General features: G+C 63.1%; 20 protein-coding genes and 1 pseudogene. 12 read left to right on the top strand and 9 right to left on the bottom strand.

Going from position 1 to position 19795, the window contains the following annotated elements; translation table 11 throughout:
* Nucleotides 1-37 precede the first annotated feature (37 nt).
* The 9 genes from fusA to groES form a co-directional block, all read right to left on the bottom strand.
* Entirely contained in the window at nt 38-2068 is a 2031-nt protein-coding gene (fusA, locus tag GZH52_RS11005; protein ID WP_163316511.1) for an elongation factor G, read from the bottom strand.
* Nucleotides 2069-2231: 163 nt separating this feature from the next.
* Entirely contained in the window at nt 2232-2651 is a 420-nt protein-coding gene (locus GZH52_RS11000) for a ClpXP protease specificity-enhancing factor (RefSeq protein WP_163316510.1), read from the bottom strand.
* A complete protein-coding gene (locus GZH52_RS10995; protein ID WP_136555903.1) occupies nt 2651-3253 on the bottom strand; it encodes a glutathione S-transferase N-terminal domain-containing protein in 603 nt (200 codons plus the stop codon). The genes GZH52_RS11000 and GZH52_RS10995 overlap by 1 nt, the downstream gene beginning before the upstream one ends.
* 144 nt (nt 3254-3397) lie before the next feature.
* Nucleotides 3398-4156 carry a cytochrome c1 gene (locus tag GZH52_RS10990; protein WP_163316509.1) on the bottom strand — a complete coding sequence of 253 codons (759 nt, stop codon included), beginning with the start codon at nt 4154-4156 and terminating at the stop codon, nt 3398-3400.
* A 16-nt stretch (nt 4157-4172) separates the two neighbouring features.
* Complete coding sequence (locus tag GZH52_RS10985; RefSeq protein ID WP_163316508.1) at nt 4173-5549, bottom strand: cytochrome b; 1377 nt, start codon at nt 5547-5549, stop codon at nt 4173-4175.
* Between the two features lie 17 nt (nt 5550-5566).
* Nucleotides 5567-6151, bottom strand: coding sequence for a ubiquinol-cytochrome c reductase iron-sulfur subunit (gene petA / locus GZH52_RS10980; protein ID WP_163316507.1), 585 nt, complete (start codon nt 6149-6151; stop codon nt 5567-5569).
* A 118-nt stretch (nt 6152-6269) separates the two neighbouring features.
* A complete protein-coding gene (locus tag GZH52_RS10975) occupies nt 6270-7016 on the bottom strand; it encodes a Nif3-like dinuclear metal center hexameric protein (RefSeq protein ID WP_163316506.1) in 747 nt (248 codons plus the stop codon).
* Nucleotides 7017-7123: 107 nt separating this feature from the next.
* Nucleotides 7124-8767 carry a chaperonin GroEL gene (gene groL / locus GZH52_RS10970; RefSeq protein ID WP_163316505.1) on the bottom strand — a complete coding sequence of 548 codons (1644 nt, stop codon included), beginning with the start codon at nt 8765-8767 and terminating at the stop codon, nt 7124-7126.
* A gap of 46 nt (nt 8768-8813) precedes the next feature.
* Nucleotides 8814-9101 carry a co-chaperone GroES gene (gene groES, locus GZH52_RS10965; RefSeq protein WP_136555897.1) on the bottom strand — a complete coding sequence of 96 codons (288 nt, stop codon included), beginning with the start codon at nt 9099-9101 and terminating at the stop codon, nt 8814-8816.
* A gap of 199 nt (nt 9102-9300) precedes the next feature.
* Here groES and GZH52_RS10960 point away from each other — a divergent pair, with 199 nt between their 5' ends.
* The 12 genes and pseudogenes from GZH52_RS10960 (at nt 9301) to GZH52_RS10900 (ending at nt 19789) form a co-directional block, all read left to right on the top strand.
* Complete coding sequence (locus tag GZH52_RS10960) at nt 9301-10434, top strand: LPS O-antigen chain length determinant protein WzzB (protein ID WP_163316504.1); 1134 nt, start codon at nt 9301-9303, stop codon at nt 10432-10434.
* Nucleotides 10435-10444: 10 nt separating this feature from the next.
* Entirely contained in the window at nt 10445-11449 is a 1005-nt protein-coding gene (galE, locus tag GZH52_RS10955) for a UDP-glucose 4-epimerase GalE (RefSeq protein WP_163316503.1), read from the top strand.
* 224 nt (nt 11450-11673) lie between these two features.
* Nucleotides 11674-12729: a dTDP-glucose 4,6-dehydratase gene (rfbB, locus tag GZH52_RS10950; protein ID WP_163316502.1), complete on the top strand. Its 1056-nt coding sequence runs from the start codon at nt 11674-11676 to the stop codon at nt 12727-12729.
* A gap of 78 nt (nt 12730-12807) precedes the next feature.
* The gene (rfaH, locus tag GZH52_RS10945) at nt 12808-13323 is read left to right on the top strand and encodes a transcription/translation regulatory transformer protein RfaH (protein ID WP_163316501.1); all 516 of its coding nucleotides are present in this window, start codon (nt 12808-12810) and stop codon (nt 13321-13323) included.
* Between the two features lie 218 nt (nt 13324-13541).
* Nucleotides 13542-13916 (top strand): MarR family EPS-associated transcriptional regulator, encoded by a 375-nt coding sequence (locus GZH52_RS10940; protein ID WP_163316500.1) that lies wholly within the window; start codon nt 13542-13544, stop codon nt 13914-13916.
* Between the two features lie 155 nt (nt 13917-14071).
* Complete coding sequence (rfbA, locus tag GZH52_RS10935; protein ID WP_163316499.1) at nt 14072-14953, top strand: glucose-1-phosphate thymidylyltransferase RfbA; 882 nt, start codon at nt 14072-14074, stop codon at nt 14951-14953.
* Nucleotides 14954-14975: 22 nt separating this feature from the next.
* The gene (gene rfbD, locus GZH52_RS10930; RefSeq protein WP_163316498.1) at nt 14976-15911 is read left to right on the top strand and encodes a dTDP-4-dehydrorhamnose reductase; all 936 of its coding nucleotides are present in this window, start codon (nt 14976-14978) and stop codon (nt 15909-15911) included.
* A 243-nt stretch (nt 15912-16154) separates the two neighbouring features.
* Nucleotides 16155-16703, top strand: a complete 549-nt coding sequence (gene rfbC, locus GZH52_RS10925) for a dTDP-4-dehydrorhamnose 3,5-epimerase (RefSeq protein ID WP_163316497.1) — start codon at nt 16155-16157, stop codon at nt 16701-16703.
* A 12-nt stretch (nt 16704-16715) separates the two neighbouring features.
* On the top strand, nt 16716-17129 hold the full coding sequence (locus GZH52_RS10920) for a sugar 3,4-ketoisomerase (protein WP_163316496.1): 414 nt from the start codon (nt 16716-16718) through the stop codon (nt 17127-17129).
* On the top strand, nt 17059-17565 hold the full coding sequence (locus tag GZH52_RS17010; protein ID WP_275405066.1) for an acyltransferase: 507 nt from the start codon (nt 17059-17061) through the stop codon (nt 17563-17565). The genes GZH52_RS10920 and GZH52_RS17010 overlap by 71 nt, the downstream gene beginning before the upstream one ends.
* Nucleotides 17562-18662: a DegT/DnrJ/EryC1/StrS family aminotransferase gene (locus GZH52_RS10910; protein ID WP_163316495.1), complete on the top strand. Its 1101-nt coding sequence runs from the start codon at nt 17562-17564 to the stop codon at nt 18660-18662. Before GZH52_RS17010 ends, GZH52_RS10910 begins: the two co-directional genes overlap by 4 nt.
* Before the next feature lie 180 nt (nt 18663-18842).
* Nucleotides 18843-19789: pseudogene (locus GZH52_RS10900) on the top strand (IS5 family transposase).
* The last annotated feature ends 6 nt before the right edge of the window (nt 19790-19795 follow it).

The following is a 19795-nucleotide window of genomic DNA, read 5'->3' as shown; positions in this document are numbered from 1 at the left end:
TTGGGGCGCCGCTAGGCGCCCCCTTTTTATGCCTGCCTTAGCCGGCCGCCGGGAACACCCGCCGGCGTACTTCGTCCGGCACCCGCTCGTAGTGGCTGAACGCGAGGCAGAAGTCGCACTCGCCGGCGAGCAGGCCGCGCAGCCGCGCCTCGAAGCCGTCCATCTCGGCCAGCGGCACCCACGCGCGCAGCTCGGTCACGCCGGGCGCAGGCGCCTCGCTGCCCTGCAAGCGGCCACGGCGCTGGGTCAGCTCGGCGGACACCGGGCCGAAGTCGGCATCCATCATCCGCACCGTTACCTCGCCGATCGGCTCGAGCAGCAGGGGCGCCGCCCCGCGCAGCGCGTCGGTCGTCGCGTGGCGCGCAGCGGTCACGAACGACACCTCGTTGGAGTCGACCGCGTGGTGCTTGCCGTCGAGCACGCACACCCGCACGTCCTCGACCGGGAAGCCGGCCAGCACGCCGTCGGCCAGGGCCTGGCGCACCCCCTTCTCGACCGCCGGCATGAAGGTGCCCGGGATGGTGCCGCCCTTGACCTGATCGACAAACTGGAAACCCTCGCCGCGCGCGAGCGGCTCGACCTTCAGCTCGACCTCGCCGAACTGGCCGGCGCCGCCGCTCTGCTTCTTGTGGCGGTAACGCGCCTGCGCGCTCGCGCTGACCGTCTCGCGGTAGGCGACCGTCGGCGGCGCTGTCTGGGGCTTGAGCCCCCAGCGCGCGGCCAGTTGCGACAGCAACAGCTTCAGGTGTGCCTCGCCCTGCGCACGCAACACCAGTTGTTTGCCTTGCGCATCGCGCTCGACGCGGATGCCCGCATCCTCCTCGCACAGCATGGCGAGCGCGTCGGCGAGCTTCTGCTCGTCGCCGAGCTTGGCCGCGGAAAGGGCGACACCTGCGACCGGTTGCGCAAAGGGCGGCGGCAGCAGATGGAAGCCATCCTCGTCGTGGCTGTCGTGCAGCACCGCGTCGCGCTGCAATTCGTCGACACGGGCCAGCGCCAGGATCTCGCCCGGCCCGCCGGCGGCCACCTCGACCTGCTGCTTGCCCTGCACCCTCAAGAGGTGGCTGACCCGCAGCGGCTTCTTCGCGTCACCAATAAAAAGCTGTGCGCCACTCTGGAGCGTGCCCTGATGGATGCGAAACAGCGCAAGCTTGCCGCGATACGGGTCGTTGTGCACCTGGAACACATGCGCGAGCACATGCGCAGCTGCGTCTGGCAGCACCTGAACCGGACGGGCATCTGCCCCCTCGCCGCGTGCGAAGGCCGGCGCCTTGCCTTCGCTGGGGTCGGGCGCGAGGCGGGCAAACACGTCGAGCAGCGCGTCGACGCCGGCACCGCTGCGCGCCGACACGAAGCACACCGGCACCAGATGCCCCGCGCGCAGCGCGGCCTCGAACGGCGTGTGCAGTTGCGCGGGCTCCAGCGTTTCGCCCTGCTCGAGATAGCGCGCCATCAGCGCTTCATCCAGCTCGACCACCTGGTCGACCAGCGCGTCGTGCGCGGCGCGTACCGAGGTGCCGGCGGTGGCCGCGTCGTAATCGGGCGAAAAATAGCAATCGGCGACGCCGTTGCCGTCGGCCGTCGGCAGGTTGAGCGGCAGGCAACCCGCGCCAAACGCGTCGCGCAGGCTTGTCAGCAAGGCCGCGTAGTCGACACCCGGGGCGTCGATCTTGTTGACGACGACCATCCTGCACGCACCCGCCGCACCGGCGAACAAGCGCCGCGCTTGCGCGTCGACGCCGCTAATCGCCGGAATGCACAGCACCGCAGTCTCGACCGCCTCGACCGCACACAGCGCACGGGCAGCGAGCGCCGGCAAGCCGGGGGTGTCGATCAGTTGCAGGCGGATGCCCTCGCGCTCGCACGCGGCGAGCGCCGGGAACACCGAGTGGCCGAGCGCATGCTCCTGCGGGTCGAAGTCGCTAACGGTGTCGCCGCGCTCGACGCTGCCGCGGCTGGGAATCGCGCCGGCGGCGAACAGCAGCGCCTCGGTAAGGGACGTCTTGCCGCTGCCGGCGGGGCCGACGAGGGCGAGGTTGCGCAAGGCATGGACGGATGGGCTGGGCATGGCTCTGCTCCCGAACTGGATGTCGAAGGCGGTCGCCGTAGCCACCTCGGCCGGCGGCCGATGACATCATTCTGGAATGAAAGCGCCCGCCAAGCCAATGCGCCAGATCAAAAAACATCCGCCCGGCTTCTTGCGAAGCCGGGCGGATGTCAGGTGCAGCCCTTTACTTGACGATGCGCAGCGACGGCGGCCCGGACGGGCGCGGCGGTGGCTCGTCGTCGGGCGCGCCCGCGTCGGCAGGCGACACCGGCGGCATCTCGTCCGGCGTTTCTTCGGCCTCGACCTCGAAGCCCATACCCTCGCCGCTTTCGCGCGCGAAGATCGACATCACGTTGCCGACCGGGATCCAGATCTCGCGGGCGACGCCGCCAAAGCGCGCCGAGAACGAGATCCAGTCGTTGTCGATCTTCAGCGCACGGCACGCGGACGGGCCAACGTTGAGCACGATCTCGTTGTTCTTCACGAATTCGAGCGGCACCTGGGTGCGTGCGTCGACCCACACCAGAAGGTGCGGCGTCTGGCCGTTGTCGCAGCACCACTCGTAGAGCGCGCGCAGCAGGTAGGGCTTGGTGCTGGTGCCCATTACTTGCGCATCGCCTTCTCGGACGGCGTCAGCGAGTCGATGAAGGACTGGCGCTGGAACAGGCGCTCGGCGTACTTGAGGATGGGTGCGGCGCTCTTGCCCAGGTCGATGCCGTAGTGCTCGAGACGCCACAACAGCGGGGCGATCGCCACGTCGATCATCGAGAACTCGTCACCGAGCACGAACTTCTGCTTGGCGAAGATCGGCGCGATGGTGGTCAGCCCGTCGCGGATCGCCTCGCGCGCCTTGGAGGCTTCCTTGCCGGTGGCGCCGCCTTCCAGCGTCTTCACGTGGCGGAACAGCTCGGTCTCGAAGCGGAACAGGAACAGGCGGGCACGCGCGCGCATCACCGGGTCGGCCGGCATCAGCTGCGGGTGCGGGAAGCGCTCGTCGATGTACTCGTTGATGATGTTCGATTCGTGCAGGATCAGATCGCGCTCGACCAGCACCGGCACCTCGTTGTACGGGTTCATCACCGCCAGGTCTTCCGGCTTGTTGTGCAGGTCCACGTCGATGATTTCGAAATCCATCCCCTTCTCGTGCAACACGATGCGGCAACGCTGGCTGAACGGGCAGGTGGTACCGGAATACAGAGTCATCATGGTTAACGTGTGTCCTTGTTGCGTCTATGCGAATCAGGCATTTTAACCGATGTCAAGCAGCATCGCCAGCCGGATGCGGCAAGCATCTGATCGCAAAAAGAAAAACGGGGGCTTGCGCCCCCGTTTTCACTGCCTGGTTTTGCCTCAGTGGACGTCGCGCCAGTATTCCTTCTTCAGCAGATACGCCAAGGGCAGCATCACCACGATCAGGAACAGCAGCACGATGTAGCCGAGCTGGTGGCGCTTGACCTGCGAAGGCTCGCCCATGAACACCATGAAGTTGGTCAGGTCGGCCATCCGCTTGTCGTACTCGGCGGTGTTGGCCTTGCCGTTTTCCAGCTTGGTCAGCGTGCCGGCCTTCACCAGTTCGAGCTTGGCGACCTCGTGGCCGTCTGCGCCCTTCTCGTGCTTGAGCACCTGCTCGCCCTGCCACTCGAAGAAGACGTGCGGCATCGCGGCCTTGTCGAACACCAGGTTGTTCCAGCCGGTCTCGCGGGTCGGGTCCTTGTAGAAGCTGCGCAGATAGCTGTAGATGTAATCCGCGCCACGTGCACGCGCCATCACCGACAGGTCGGGCGGCATCGCGCCAAACCACGCCTTGGCGTCCGCCGGCGTCATCGCGATCTTCATCGGGTCGCCGATCTTGGCGCCCGGTGGCAGGATGTTGTCCTTGATCTGCTGCTCGGACAAGCCGATATCCTGCAGGCGGTTCCAGCGCATCGCGTTGGCCGAGTGGCACGACAGGCAGTAGTTGGTGAACATCTGCGCGCCGCGCTGCAGGCTCTCGGTGTCCTTGATGTCGATCGGAGCCTTGTCGTAGTTGCCGCCGCCGGCGGCCAAGGCACCTGCCATCGGCAGGGCAAGGACGGCGGCCGCGATCAGTTGTCGAATCGTCTTGGTCATTTGAAGCGTCCCCCGTTTACACGTACATCGCGAACAGCGCCGCGCCGATGATGGTCACCGCCCACAGGATCGCGAAACGGATCTGGCGAGCCGGCGTCGACATCGTCACCCGGGTCGGAACCGGCGTACTGCCGACGTCGTTCTTGGTGTAGAACGGCATCGCGAGGAAGAACGCGAAGTAGACGAAGCTCATCACCTGCGCAATCACGGTACGCACGTCGGTCGACGGGATCGCGCCCAGGATACCCAGGCCGATGAAGGAGATGATGAACAGGGTCAGCATCACCTTGAACTTCGGGCCGCGGTAGCGGATCGACTTGACCGGGCTCTTGTCCAGCCACGGCAACAGGCCGATCAGCACGACGGCTGCGCCCATCGCCAGCACGCCCCACACCTGGGTGCCGAAGAACGACGGCACCGCGCGCAGGATCGCGTAGAACGGGGTGAAGTACCACACCGGCGCGATATGCAGCGGAGTCTTCAGCGGATCCGCCGGGTCGAAGTTCGGCTTCTCGAGGAAGTAGCCGCCGCCTTCCGGCGCGAAGAACAGGATCGCGGAGAACACGATCAGGAACACCACCACGCCCAGCACGTCCTTCACCGTGTAGTACGGGTGGAACGGGATACCGTCCAGCGGGATGCCGTTTTCGTCCTTCAGCTTCTTGATCTCGACGCCGTCCGGGTTGTTGGAGCCGACTTCGTGCAGCGCAACCAGGTGGGCCACCACCAGCGCGAGCAGCACCAGCGGCACCGCGATCACGTGCAGCGCGAAGAAGCGGTTCAGCGTCGCGTCGGACACCACGAAGTCGCCGCGGATCCACACAGACAGGTCAGGGCCGATCACCGGCAGCGAGCCGAACAGGTTGACGATCACCTGAGCGCCCCAGAACGACATCTGGCCCCACGGCAAGAGGTAGCCCATGAACGCCTCGGCCATCAGCGCGAGGAAGATCAGCGTGCCGAACACCCACACCAGCTCGCGCGGCTGCTTGTACGAGCCGTAGATCAGGCCGCGGAACATGTGCAGGTAGACGACGACGAAGAACATCGAAGCGCCGGTCGAGTGCATGTAGCGAATGATCCAGCCGCCCGACACGTCGCGCATGATGTACTCGACGGACATGAACGCCAGCGCCGCATCCGGCTTGTAGTTCATGGTCAGGAAGATACCGGTGACGATCTGGATCACCAGCACCAGCATCGCCAGCGAACCGAAGAAGTACCAGAAGTTGAAGTTCTTCGGTGCGTAATACTCGGTGACGTGCGCCTTCAGCGACGACGACAGCGGAAAGCGCGCGTCGATCCACTCGAGCACCTTGCCGCCAGCCCCCGGGCGAGCCGCGTCGGCCGCGCGCTCGCTCGCGTTTTCCACAATGGTTTGTCCTTTGCTCATATCAGGCCTTCCCTTGCTTATTTGTCGTCACCGACCAGCAACCTGGTCTCGGTGAGGTATTTGTGCGGAGGAATCTCGAGGTTGGACGGCGCCGGTACACCCTTGTAGACGCGGGCGGCCAGGTCGAACTTGGAGCCATGGCACGGACAGTAGAAGCCGCCCTTCCAGTTCGGGCCGAGGTCGGCCGGCGCGAGGTCCGGACGGTAGGTTGGCGAGCAACCGAGGTGGGTACAGATGCCGACGGCAACCAGGATTTCCGGCTTGATCGAACGGAACTCGTTCTGGCAGTACGCCGGCTGCTGCGGCATTTCGGAGTTGGGGTCCAGCACGTCGCCGTTGACCCCCGGTAGCGCCTTGAGCTGCTCGGGCGTGCGCGAGAGCACCCACACCGGCTTGCCGCGCCATTCGACGTTGATCTTCTGGCCGGGCTCGAGCTTGCTGATATCCACCTCGACCGGGGCACCGGCGGCCTTGGCCCGCTCCGACGGAAAGAAACTCATCAGGAACGGCGTGGCGACCCCAGCCGCGGCCACCCCGCCTGCGGCGGTGGTGGCGACGGTCAGGAAACGGCGACGCCCCGCATCGACTTTCTGCTCACTCATTTTAAAGTCATCCTCAAACATGGAATCGAGCTTGTATACCGCGCAAGTTTACCCGATTACGCCTAGGGACTTGAAGTGAATATGCAAATAAATTGTGCGGTGCTTCCCTAACTTTCATTCAAATCGGGTTGCCGACTTCGACGTAGTCGACGGAAAGACCGGTCTCTCCTGCAAGCCGCGCACCCAGTGCCTGGATGCCGTAGCGCTCGGTCGCGTGGTGTCCGGCGGCGATGAACGCCACCCCGCTCTCCCTTGCCTCGTGCGCATTGCGCTCGGACGCTTCGCCCGTTACGAAGGCGTCCACCCCCAGTGCGATCGCGTCGGCGAACATGCCCTGCGCACCGCCGGTGCACCACGCGATACGGTTGAGCAGCCGCCCCTCGTCGCCGACCAGCAGCGCGTCCCGCCCGAGCGTCATCGACAGCCTTTTGGCAAAATCAGCCGCGCGCTCAGGCTCGGCCAGCGTGCCGTGCCACAGAAGGCCCTGCTCGCCCGCCTGCCCCGCCACCTCGGCGCCGAGCAGCGCGCCCAGGCGCGCGTTGTTGCCCAACTCCGGGTGCGCGTCCAGCGGCAGGTGGTAGGCGATGAGGTTGATGTCGTGCGCAAGCAGCTTGGCCAAGCGCGCGCGCTTCATGCCGACCACCCGTGCGTCCTCTCCCTTCCAGAAGTAGCCGTGGTGGACCAGCACGGTGTCGGCGCCGCGCTCGATGGCGGCGTCGATCAGCGCCTGCGACGCGGTCACCCCGCACACCACGCGGCTCACCTCGGCCCGCCCCTCGACCTGCAGCCCGTTCGGGCTGTAGTCGCGGTAGCGCCACGGCTCGAGCCAGCTGTCGATCAGCGCGATGAGATCGTCCCTTTGCATTGTCCTGTCCTTTGCGTGCGATGAATGAGCGCATTGTAAAACGCGCGGGCATAAAAAAACCCCGCGAGTAGCTCGCGGGGTTTTCGTGTCGGACGGTGTCCGGCAGCTTACATCATGCCGCCCATGCCGCCCATGCCACCCATGGCGCTCATGTCCGGGGCAGCCGGCTTGTCTTCCGGCAGCTCAGCGACCATGCAGTCGGTGGTCAGCATCAGGCCGGCGACCGAAGCAGCGTGTTGCAGCGCGGTGCGGGTCACCTTGGCCGGATCCAGCACGCCCATCTCGATCATGTCGCCGTACTCGCTGGAGCCAGCGTTGTAACCAAAGTTGCCCTTGCCTTCCAGCACCTTGGCAACCACCACGGACGGCTCGTCACCGGCGTTCTGCACGATCTGGCGCAGCGGCGCTTCGATGGCGCGCAGCACGATCTTCACACCGGCTTCCTGGTCGGTGTTGCTGGTGGCAACGCTGGCCAGGGTTGCGCGGGCACGCAGCAGCGCAACGCCACCACCCGGCACCACGCCTTCTTCGACGGCGGCGCGGGTCGCGTGCAGCGCGTCTTCGACACGGGCCTTCTTCTCTTTCATTTCGACTTCGGTGGCTGCGCCAACCTTGATCACGGCCACGCCACCGGCCAGCTTGGCCAGGCGTTCCTGCAGCTTCTCGCGGTCGTAGTCGGAGGTTGCTTCTTCCACCTGCTTGCGGATCTCGCCGACTCGCGCCTGGATCGCAGCCACTTCACCGATACCGTCGATGATGGTGGTGTTTTCCTTGGCCACTTCGATACGCTTGGCCTGGCCCAGCATGTCGATGGTCGCCTTTTCCAGCGTCAGGCCGACTTCTTCGGCGATCACGGTGCCGCCGGTCAGGATCGCGATGTCCTGCAGCATGGCCTTGCGGCGGTCGCCGAAGCCCGGTGCCTTCACGGCCACGACCTTCAGGATGCCGCGGATGGTGTTGACCACCAGCGTCGCCAGCGCTTCGCCTTCGACGTCTTCGGCGATGATCAAGAGCGGACGGCCGCTCTTCGCCACTTGCTCCAACACCGGCAGCAGGTCGCGGATGTTGCTGATCTTCTTGTCGAACAGCAGCACGAACGGATTCTCGAGGATCGCGGCCTGCTTGTCCGGGTTGTTGATGAAGTACGGCGACAGGTAGCCGCGGTCGAACTGCATGCCCTCGACCACGTCCAGCTCGTTGTTCAGGCTCTTGCCGTCTTCGACGGTGATCACGCCTTCCTTGCCGACCTTCTCCATCGCGGTGGCGATGATTTCACCGATGTCGGTGTCGGAGTTGGCGGAGATGGAACCGACCTGCGCGATTTCCTTGGTGGTCGCGCACGGCTTGGCGATCTTGGCGATCTCGTCGACCAGGGCGATCACGGCCTTGTCGATGCCGCGCTTCAGGTCCATCGGGTTCATGCCGGCGGTCACGTACTTCATGCCTTCCTGCACGATCGCCTGTGCCAGCACGGTGGCGGTGGTGGTGCCGTCACCGGCCACGTCGGAAGTCTTGGAGGCAACTTCCTTCACCATCTGCGCGCCCATGTTCTCGAACTTGTCCTTCAGTTCGATTTCCTTGGCGACCGACACGCCGTCCTTGGTGATGGTCGGCGCGCCGAACGAGCGGTCCAGCACCACGTTGCGGCCCTTCGGGCCCAGGGTCACCTTGACGGCGTCAGCCAGGATGTTGACACCGACAACCATTTTCGCGCGAGCGGAATCGCCGAAGCGTACGTCTTTAGCAGCCATTGCTGATCTCCAGAATTCTGTAAGTTTAAGTTGCGTGCGGGTCGGATTACTCGACGATGCCCATCACGTCTTCTTCACGCATCACCAGTACTTCTTCGCCGTCGATCTTGACGGACTGGCCGGCGTACTTGCCGAACAGCACCTTGTCGCCGACCTTCAGCTCCAGCGCACGGCGCTCGCCGTTCTCGAGGATCTTGCCGTTGCCGACGGCGATAACCTCGCCCATGTCCGGCTTCTCGGCGGCAGCACCCGGCAGAACGATGCCGGAAGCGGTTTTTTCTTCAGCCTCAAGACGCTTGATGACGACGCGGTCGTGCAGGGGACGGATTGCCATTGTTCACTCCTGATAGCAGTGGCGTTGAAAAGGGATGTTTCAAGCAACAAACGGGTGGCAGTTAGCACTCACCACCAACGAGTGCTAATGGTAGGGACGGGGCAAGCTGTTTTCAAGGGGGAAGTGGCAAACTTTTGACCGTGGCCAAGGCCACGCATCACACTCGACCTTGGTACAATCAGAAAATTCGACATACAACTTGAATATCGGATTGCATCAATCAACCATGACTCAGCAAGTTATTGAATCTACTACCGACGACGAAATCGATCTAACCGAACTGCTTGCCAAGCTGTGGCACGGGCGCTGGCTGGTCGCCGGCGTGACGACCGCCGGCATCGGGCTTGCCGCAGCTTACGCCTTCACGGCCAAGGAAGAATGGACGTCGCGCGCGACCATCGTCCAGCCCCAGGCAGAGGAACTCGGGGATTACTACCAGGCCCAGCAGCAACTGTGGCGCATCCAGAACGACGGCAGCGAACAACTGCTGGACGAGAAGGGCAACCCGATCCAGCAGAAGCCGCGCCTAACGCTCGATGAAGTTAGTAAAAAAGTCTTCGATACGACGCAAACCCAACTGGCTTCAGCCGACGCCCGCCGGCACTTCTGGCAGGGAACAGCCTACTATCGCCAGCAGGCGGCCGAACTGTCTCCGCAAGCACAGGCTAGGCTACTGGAGCGACTTAGCCAGGACGACATCACCGTCAGCGCGCCGGACGGCAAGAAGCAGCTCTACCATCAGGTCCAACTGACGGCAGACTCTCCCGACGCGGCACGCAAGCTCCTGCAGGACTATCTAGGCAGCGTGAACGCCGGGGTATGGAAAGACAAAGCCCGCGAATATCAGGTCGCCAGCAACACGCTCAAGCTTGACTTGCAGGACGAGAAACAGAACCTCGCCCTGCAGCAGCAGGCACGCAACCGCAGCCTGCTAGATGCCACTCAACGGGCACGCGACACGGCCGCCAGAGGCGGTATCGATACATTCAAGGGCAGCAGTTACCAGACGGTGGAAAAGCCCGAAATGCTGTTTTTGCTTGGTACCCGCTCGCTACAAGCTAGAATAGACACCCTCAAACAAGGGCAGCCCGTCTACCCCGCACGCTACTACCAACTGGAAAACCGCCTGCAGCAGATCAACCTGTTGCCCGCACTGAAGGGCAGCAAGCAGAGCTTCCACTATCTGGAAGCACCGACACTGCCGGTGCAGCGCGACAAACCAAAACGCGCGCTGATCCTTGCGCTCGGCGCGATCGGCGGCCTGCTGCTGGGCAGCCTCTGGGTACTTGGACGCGATGCGCTCGCCGGGCTGCGCGACAAACTGAAAGCTTGAGGATATCGACATGATCCTGATCACCGGCGGCGCCGGCTATATCGGCAGCCATACCTGCGTGCAACTGCTGGAAGCCGGCCACGATGTGGTGGTGCTCGACAATTTCAGCAACAGCAAGCCCGAGGCGCTGCGCCGCATCGAGAAGATCACCGGCCGCGCGCCGCTCTTGGTCGAGGGCGACATCCTCGACCGCGAGAAGCTCGACCTGGTGCTGCGCTACCCGATCAAGGCGGTAATTCACTTCGCCGGCCTGAAGGCGGTCGGCGAATCGGTCGAGCAACCGCTTGCCTATTACAACAACAACGTCGCCGGCACCCTGAAGCTCTTGCAGGCGATGCAGCGCCACGGCGTGAAGAACCTGGTGTTCTCGTCGAGCGCCACCGTGTACGGCGACCCAGCCAGCGTGCCGATCCGCGAGGACTTCCCGCTGTCGGCAACCAACCCGTACGGGCGCAGCAAGCTGATGGTTGAGGACATGCTGCGCGACCTTGCCCGCGCCGAACCGGGCTGGAACATCGCCATCCTGCGCTACTTCAACCCGGTCGGCGCGCACCCGTCCGGCCTGATCGGCGAAGACCCGAACGGCATCCCGAACAACCTGATGCCCTTCATCTGCCAGGTCGCCGTCGGCAAGCGCGAAGCGTTGAGCGTTTTCGGCGACGACTACCCGACCGTCGACGGCACCGGCGTACGCGACTACATCCACGTGGTGGACCTGGCGCGCGGGCACCTGGCGGCACTCGACGCGCTCAGGCACACCGGCGGGCTGATCACCACCAACCTCGGCACCGGCCGCGGCTACTCGGTGCTCGAAGTGCTACACGCCTTCGAGGCCGCCTGCGGCAAGACGCTGCCCTACCGCATCGCGCCGCGCCGCTCCGGCGACGTCGCCGCCTGCTGGGCCGATCCGGCCGCCGCGCGCGAACTCTTGGGTTGGCAGGCGGAGAAAGATATAGAAGAAATGAGCGCGGACAGCTGGCGTTGGCAGCGCACCAACCCGGACGGTTACGCCTGAGCTTAAAATCTGGCGCCAGTACGTAGTTCTACGGATACCGCCCGCGCGTGCCCGCCCGTAAAATGGCTGCAAATTCTTGGAGAGGCAGCACCGGGTCGGCGACGGCCCAACATTTCGGGCGGTACCGCGGGCAGGGTGTTCTGGCGACAGGGTGCCTTGCCCGCTTCACTTTGTGCGCAGACCTCAAGCGACCATAGCAACAACCCGACTTCAGGAAATAACAGATGATTCTCGTCACCGGCGGCGCCGGCTTTATCGGCGCCAACTTCGTGCTCGACTGGCTGGCTCAATGCGACGAGCCCGTCGTCAACCTCGACAAGCTCACCTACGCCGGCAACCTGCAGACGCTCGCATCGCTCGAAGGCGACACGCGCCACATCTTTGTGCGCGGCGACATCGGCGACCGCGAACTGGTGTCGCGCCTGCTCGCCGAGCACCGTCCGCGCGCGGTCATCAACTTTGCCGCCGAGAGCCACGTCGACCGCAGCATCCACGGCCCGGGCGACTTCATCCACACCAACGTGGTCGGCACCTTCAACCTTCTGGAGAGCGTGCGCGGCTACTGGAGCGGCCTGCCAGCGGAAGAAAAAGCCGCTTTCCGCTTCCTGCACGTGTCGACCGACGAGGTGTACGGCTCTCTCGCACCGGATGATGCGCCATTCAGCGAGACCCACCGTTACGAGCCGAACAGCCCGTACTCGGCGTCCAAGGCCGCATCCGACCACCTGGTGCGCGCGTGGCACCACACCTACGGCCTGCCGGTGCTGACCACCAACTGCAGCAACAACTACGGGCCTTACCACTTCCCGGAAAAGCTGATCCCGCTGGTAATCCTCAACGCACTCGCCGGCAAGGAACTCCCCATCTACGGCGACGGCATGCAGGTGCGTGACTGGCTGTACGTGAAGGACCACTGCAGCGCGATCCGCCGCGTGCTGGCCGCCGGCCGCCTGGGCGAGACCTACAACGTCGGCGGCTGGAACGAGAAGCCGAATATCGAAGTGGTGCGCCCCCTGTGCTCTATCCTCGACGAGCTTGCCCCGCGTGCGGACGGCGCCTCGTACGCCACGCAGATCCGCTTCGTCACCGACCGCCCCGGCCACGACCGCCGCTACGCGATCGACGCACGCAAGCTGGAGCAGGAACTGGGCTGGAAACCGGCCGAAACCTTCGAGACCGGCATCCGCAAAACGGTTAAGTGGTATCTCGCCAACCAAGAGTGGGTCGCGAATGTCAGCAGCGGCGCGTACCGCGACTGGGTGGAGAAGCAGTACGGCTGAGCCCGCCTGCGAGCGACCGGGCACCCGCCTCTGCCGGAGGGTGCCTGCCCGGCACTAAACCGCACCTGAAGCAACACCATGCCGCAAACCCCAGCACCGCAACTCGCCTGGTATCTGGTCCACACCAAGCCCCGCCAGGAAACCAAGGCACTCCTGAACCTCGAGCAGCAGGGCTACACCTGCTACCTGCCGCTGACCAGCGTGGAGAAGCTGCGCCGCGGCAAGGCGCAACAGGTGAGCGAAGCGCTGTTCCCGCGCTACCTGTTCATCCACCTGGACAGCAGCGAGGGCGGTCGCAGTTGGGCGCCGATCCGCTCCACCCTCGGCGTCAGTACCCTGGTGCAGTTCGGCAGGCTACCGGCCAGGGTCGACGATGCGCTGATCGCACAGCTGCGCGCGCACGAAGCGGCACTGCCGGCCGGCAGCCTGTTTGCGCCCGGCGAAACCGTGCGCATCACCGAGGGCCCGTTCGCCGGACTGGAGGCCATCTACCAGTGCAGCGACGCCGAACAACGCTCGCTGGTGCTGCTGGAACTCCTGCACAAGCAGGTACGCATGCGGATCGACACCGCCCATCTGGGCAAGCCGGTTTAGGACGCCACCACTGAGGGTAAATCGCGACACAGGCAATCCATCACTGATGGCCTACCCTATTGGTTTGCTTGGACGTAGCGCCCTGAAGGGATAGAATCGTTCAATCTTGAACAGTAGCCAGCAACGGCCACTGCCCGTTTATAGCAATCCGCGCTTGCCGAACGTGACACGGCAAGGCGGTAGCGTGCCCGAAACCGCCCTTCCCGACCCGCCACCGCATGAGCAGCCGCCAAAGCCGACTGCAGGAAGACACCTACTACCGGGTGCTGCGCCTGCTGCAGGACAACCCCGACCTTACCCAGCGCGAACTGGCCAGCCAGTTGGGCATCAGCGTCGGCGGGCTCAACTACTGCCTGAAGGCGTTGATGGAAAAGGGCTGGGTCAAGATGCAGAACTTCGCGCGCGCCAAGAACAAGTTCGGCTACGTCTACGTGCTCACGCCCAGCGGGGTCGCAGAGAAAGCGCTGCTTACCAAGAGCTTCCTGCAGCGCAAGCTGGAAGAATACGAAGCGCTCAGCCACGAGATCGAAGTGCTGCGCGCGGAAGTGAAGGCGCAGCACGGCACCCCGCCGGATCCGGGCAGCCAAACGTAGGGTGGGATAGCCACCGTAGGGTGGGTTAGCCTCTGACAGCGGCGTAACCCACCAGAGCAGCAATCCTTCTCCTCTGGGAGAGGCTGGCGCGCAGCGCCAGATGAGGGCGGCCCACATAAACACGCAAGCAACACCCAAATCTTGGAATGCAAAACATGACACAAGCCCGCAAAGGCATCATCCTCGCCGGCGGCTCCGGCACCCGTCTCTACCCGGCCACCCTCGCCGTCAGCAAGCAACTGCTGCCGATCTACGACAAGCCGATGATCTACTACCCGCTGAGCACGCTGCTGCTCGCCGGCATCCGCGACATCCTGATCATTTCCACCCCGCAGGACACCCCGCGCTTCGAACAACTGCTGGGCGACGGCAACCAGTGGGGCTTGCTGTTGAGCTACGCCGTACAGCCCAGCCCGGATGGCCTCGCCCAGGCCTTCCTGATCGGCGAAGCCTTCCTTAACGGCGCGCCCTCCGCGCTGGTGCTCGGCGACAACATCTACTACGGCCACGACTTCAGCAAACTACTGCAAGACGCCAACAGTAAAACCAGCGGCGCCAGCGTGTTTGCCTACCACGTGAACGACCCGGAGCGTTACGGCGTGGTCGAGTTCGACGCCAGCGGCAAGGCGCTGTCGATCGAAGAAAAGCCCAAGCAACCGAAAAGCAATTACGCCGTCACCGGCCTGTATTTCTACGACGAGCAGGTGGTCGACATCGCCAAGACCATCCGGCCCTCGCACCGCGGCGAACTGGAAATCACCGACGTCAACAACGTCTACCTGCAGCAAGGCCAGCTCGACGTGCAGACCATGGGCCGCGGCTACGCGTGGCTGGATACCGGCACCCACGAATCGATGCTGGAAGCCAGCCAGTTCATCGCCACCATTGAAAGCCGGCAGGGGCTGAAGGTGGCGTGTCCGGAAGAAATTGCTTTTCTTAGCGGCTGGATCGACGCGGCGCAGGTGGAAAAACTGGCCACCCCGCTCAAGAAAAACGCCTACGGCCAATACCTACTGCAGCTGATTGCGCAGCACTAAGCCCACCAGACGGAAAGCACGAATGAGCCGCATCCTGATTACCGGTGCCAACGGCCAGCTCGGCTTCGAACTGCGCCGCGCACTGGCACCGCTGGGCGAAGTCTTCGCCTTGAACCGCGAACAGTTTGATCTGGCCGACGAGGCCGCCATGTTGGCCACTCTGGACGAGCTGAGCCCGCAGATCGTCGTCAACCCAGCTGCCTATACCGCCGTCGACCGCGCAGAAAGCGAATGCGCGCAGGCCCACGCCATCAACGCGCACGCGCCCGGCGTGCTGGCACGCTGGTGCGCCGCCAACGACGCCCTGCTGATCCACTACAGCACCGACTACATCTTTGGCGGTGCGGGCGATCGCGCATGGACCGAAGACGACACCCCGTATCCGCAGTCGGTTTACGCCCACAGCAAATGGCTGGGCGAACAGGCGGTGCGCGCGCGCACCGGCCACCACCTGATCCTGCGCACCAGCTGGGTCTACGCAGCCCACGGCAACAACTTCCTCAAGACCATGCTGCGCCTCGCCAGCGAACGCGACAGCCTGAGCGTGGTGGCCGACCAGATTGGCGCGCCCACCAGCGCCGCGCTGATCGCCGACGTGACCGCCCAGCTGATCACCCACTACCGCCGCCCCACCCACCGTTTCGACTACGGCACCTACCATCTGGCTGCGCAAGGCGAAACCAGCTGGCACGGCTACGCCTGCCACACCATCGCCCATGCCCGCAGCCTGGGCTATCCGCTGCAACTGGGCCCGGCCGCCATCCGCGCCATCGGGACCGCAGACTACCCGCTGCCCGCCCGACGTCCGGCCAACTCGCGGCTGGACTGCAGCAAACTGCAACGCGCCTTCGGCCTCACCCTGCCACCGTGGCAAGCCGGCGTAGAGCATGTAGTCGAACGGCTGTTTCATAGCCAGCAAAGTGCCCGCGCCAGCAACACCCAGCACTGCCCGCTGTAAAACCAGCATCGTGGGATAGCTGCTGCCAAGCGGCGTGTTCCACCACCGAGAAAAAAACTGGCGGAAAGCGCCGAATAATGAACCGGCCCAAATCCTTCTCCCTCAGGGAGACGCTCCGCAGAGCCTTTCTCCACATTCCTTCTCCCTCTGGGAGAAGGTGGCGCGCAGCGCCGGATGAGGGAGCCGCCAGATGAAAGATTCGCCAACTGACGGCGACAATCAAACAAGCAAAGACAAGCCACCATGAACGTCATCGACACCGCCATCCCCGACGTCAAGATCATCGAACCCCGCGTCTTCGAAGACGAACGCGGCTTCTTCTTCGAAAGCTTCAACCAGCAACGCTTCAACCAGGCCATCGGCCGTGAAGTTACTTTCGTTCAAGACAACCACAGCAAATCCAGCAAAGGCGTCCTGCGCGGCCTGCACTACCAGCGCCCGCCGCACGCGCAAGGCAAGCTAGTGCGCTGCGCGGCAGGCGAAGTGTTCGACGTCGCCGTCGATATCCGCGCAGGCTCGCCGACTTTTTGTCACTGGGTTGGCGTGAATCTGTCAGCCGACAACAAGCGGCAGCTGTGGATCCCGGAAGGTTTCGCCCACGGCTTTGTGACGCTCAGCGAAACGGCAGAGTTGCTGTACAAGGCAAGCGATTACTACGCGCCGCAGGGGGAGGCATGTATCCGTTGGGACGACCCGGCCATCGCCATCCGCTGGCCGCTTAGCCAGCCGCCGATCGTATCTGCCAAGGACGAACAAGGCGTTTCGTTCACACAGGCCGAAAAGTTCAACTAGCAAAGGTTCTACATGGAAATCAAGCTGATCCAGCTACAAAAACACGGTGACGAACGCGGCTCGCTGGTCGCGCTGGAAGACCAGAAGAACGTTCCCTTCACCATCCGCCGCGTCTACTACCTGTTCGGCACCAAGGAAGGTGTACGGCGCGGTTTTCACGCCCACAAGAACCTGACCCAACTTGTCATTGCCGTACGCGGTTCGTGCCGTTTTCATCTGGATAACGGCCAAGAGCAAATCGAACTACTGCTGGACAACCCGGCACAGGGCCTGCTGATCGAGTCAATGATGTGGCGGGAAATGTACGATTTCTCAGAAGACTGCGTGCTGATGGTGTTGGCGGATTCGCATTACGATGAGTCTGATTACATCCGAAGTCATGAAGAATTTATCGGGCGATCAAAAAATGATTCATCCACTCAGTGATGTCCAGTCTAGCCAAATAGGCACAAACACCAATGTTTGGCAGTTTGTAGTCATTTTGCCCAAAGCAAGGATTGGAGATGACTGCAACATCTGTTCCCACTGTTTTTTTGAGAACGACGTAGATATCGGCCATCGAGTAACCGTCAAATGTGGCGTTCAGCTATGGGATGGAACCACCGTTGAAGACGATGTCTTCATTGGTCCGAATGTTACCTTCTCAAACGACAAGTACCCGCGATCCAAGAATTATCCTGACGAATTTTCAAGAACACTGATCAAGCAGTCGGCTTCGATTGGTGCGAACGCAACTATTCTTCCAGGCATCACCATCGGAACAGGCGCAATGGTAGGTGCTGGTAGTGTCGTTACCAAAGATGTACCCGACTATGCACTCGTAATCGGCAATCCTGCAAAAATTATCCGCTACTTAAAATGAACATTACCTTTCTCGACCTCAAGGCCATAAACCTCGCCCACCGTGACGAATTGAAAGCAGCCTTTGAACGCGTGCTGGATTCCGGCTGGTATATCCTCGGCCAAGAGGTCAAGGCCTTCGAACAGGAATTTGCCGACTATTGCGGCACGCCGCACGCCGTGGGTGTCAGCAACGGCCTGGACGCGCTGCACCTGATCCTGCGTGCGTGGGGGATCGGTGAGGGGGACGAGGTGATCGTCCCGTCCAACACCTATATTGCCACCTGGCTGGCCGCCACCTACGCCGGCGCGACGCCGGTGCCGGTCGAGCCGGACGAAGCCACATGCAATATCGACCCTGCCCGCATCGAGGCGGCGATCACCCCGCGCACCCGCGCCATCATCGCCGTCCACCTGTACGGCCAACCGGCGGATATGGACGCGATCATGGCCATCGCCGACAGGCACGGCCTGAAAGTGATCGAAGATGCGGCGCAGGCACATGGTGCGCTGTACAAGGGGCGCAAGGTTGGCAGCCTCGGCCACGCCGCCGGCTTCAGTTTCTACCCTGGCAAGAATCTTGGGGCCTTGGGCGACGCCGGCGCGGTCACCACCCACGATGCAGCACTCGCCGACAAGGTACGCGTCCTCGCCAACTACGGCTCCCAGCAGAAGTACCACAACGAACTACAGGGCTTCAATTGCCGGCTGGACGAATTGCAGGCGGCGCTGTTGCGCGTCAAGTTGCCGCATCTCGATGCCGAAACCCGCCGTCGCCAGGAGATCGCCGCACAGTACCAGCAAGGCCTGCAGGATTGCAGCCTGACCCTGCCCACGGTATTGGCGGACACCACCCCTGTGTGGCACTTGTACGTTGTGCGCAGCGCCAAGCGGGACGAGTTGCAGCAGCAATTGGCCGCGCATGGCATCGGCACCATGATCCACTACCCGATCCCGCCGCACCTGCAGCCGGCCTACGCCGGGCTCGCTTACCGGCAAGGTGACTTCCCGATCGCCGAACGCATCCATCAGCAGGTGCTCAGCCTGCCAATGGGACCAACCATGAATGACGAACAAGTTTCCATAGCGATTGCCGCGGCACGGGCTTGCTCGGTGTAATCTTGCGCAGAACAGCTCAATGTCGCGAAATTAAGCCATGATTTGCCTGTTTCACGGCAAAACATCATCATTGACTCAATAGCTAAGGACATGCTGATTTAATCCGGACAGAGATGTGTCGGACGCATGATGCAATGCGAAAATCTGTGCAGTGAGAACGAATGTGGATGGGTCGGACCGATGCAGAAGAGTTTTGCTGATCTGGAGTATGCCGCGAAGCGCAAGACAACGCGGCGTGAGCGTTTCCTGGCAGAGCTGGAACGAATCACCCCGTGGTCCGAGCTGCTTGCGGCGCTGACGCCGTTCTACCCGAAAGGTGGCGGGCGCCGCCGATCCGTCTGAAAAAGATGCTGCGCATGTACATCGTGCAGCAGAGCCCGGGGCTGTCCGACGAGGGTATAGAAGATGCGCTCTACGACAGTAAGGGCCATCCGTCAGTTTGTCGGTCTCGACCTAGGGCGTGAGTCGGCGCCCGATGCGACCACCCTGCTCAAGTTCCGCCGCCTGCTCGAAACGCATCAGTTGACCGAAACCATCTTCGCCACGATCAAAGCACATCTGGCCAGCCAAGGCCTGATGTTGCGCGAAGGCACCATAGTTGACGCCACGATCATCGCGGCACCGTCCTCAACCAAGAACGCGAAGGGCGAGCGCGACCCCAAGATGCATCAGACCAAGAAGGGCAACAGTGGCACTTCGGCATGAAGGCACACATCGGGGTGGATGCCGCCTCTGGCTTGGTGCACACGGTCATCGGCACGACGGCGAACGTGAATGACGTCACCCAGGCACAAGCACTGCTACATGGCGACGAGCAGGAGGGCTACGGGGATGCCGGCTATCAAGGTGCTGGCAAACGGCCGGAAGCCCAGGGCAAGGTACGCTGGAATATCGCGATGCGGCCCGGCAAGCGGCGCGCACTGGACATGGGCAAGGAAATCGACCGGTTGCGTGATCAGCTTGAAATCATCAAGGTCCGCATCCGTGCCAAGGTTGAGCATCCCTTCCATATCATCAAGAACCGGTTTGGCTTGAAGAAAGTCCGTTACCGGGGGCTGGCCAAGAAAGCCGCGCAGTTGATGACGCTGTGCCGCGCTGGAGCGTATTTTTTCAGCGCGTCCCCATGATAAAAA

The sequence above is a fragment of the Crenobacter caeni genome (assembly GCF_010435965.1).
Taxonomy (GTDB): domain Bacteria; phylum Pseudomonadota; class Gammaproteobacteria; order Burkholderiales; family Chromobacteriaceae; genus Craterilacuibacter; species Craterilacuibacter caeni.
This window is presented reverse-complemented; position numbering and strand designations above follow the sequence as displayed.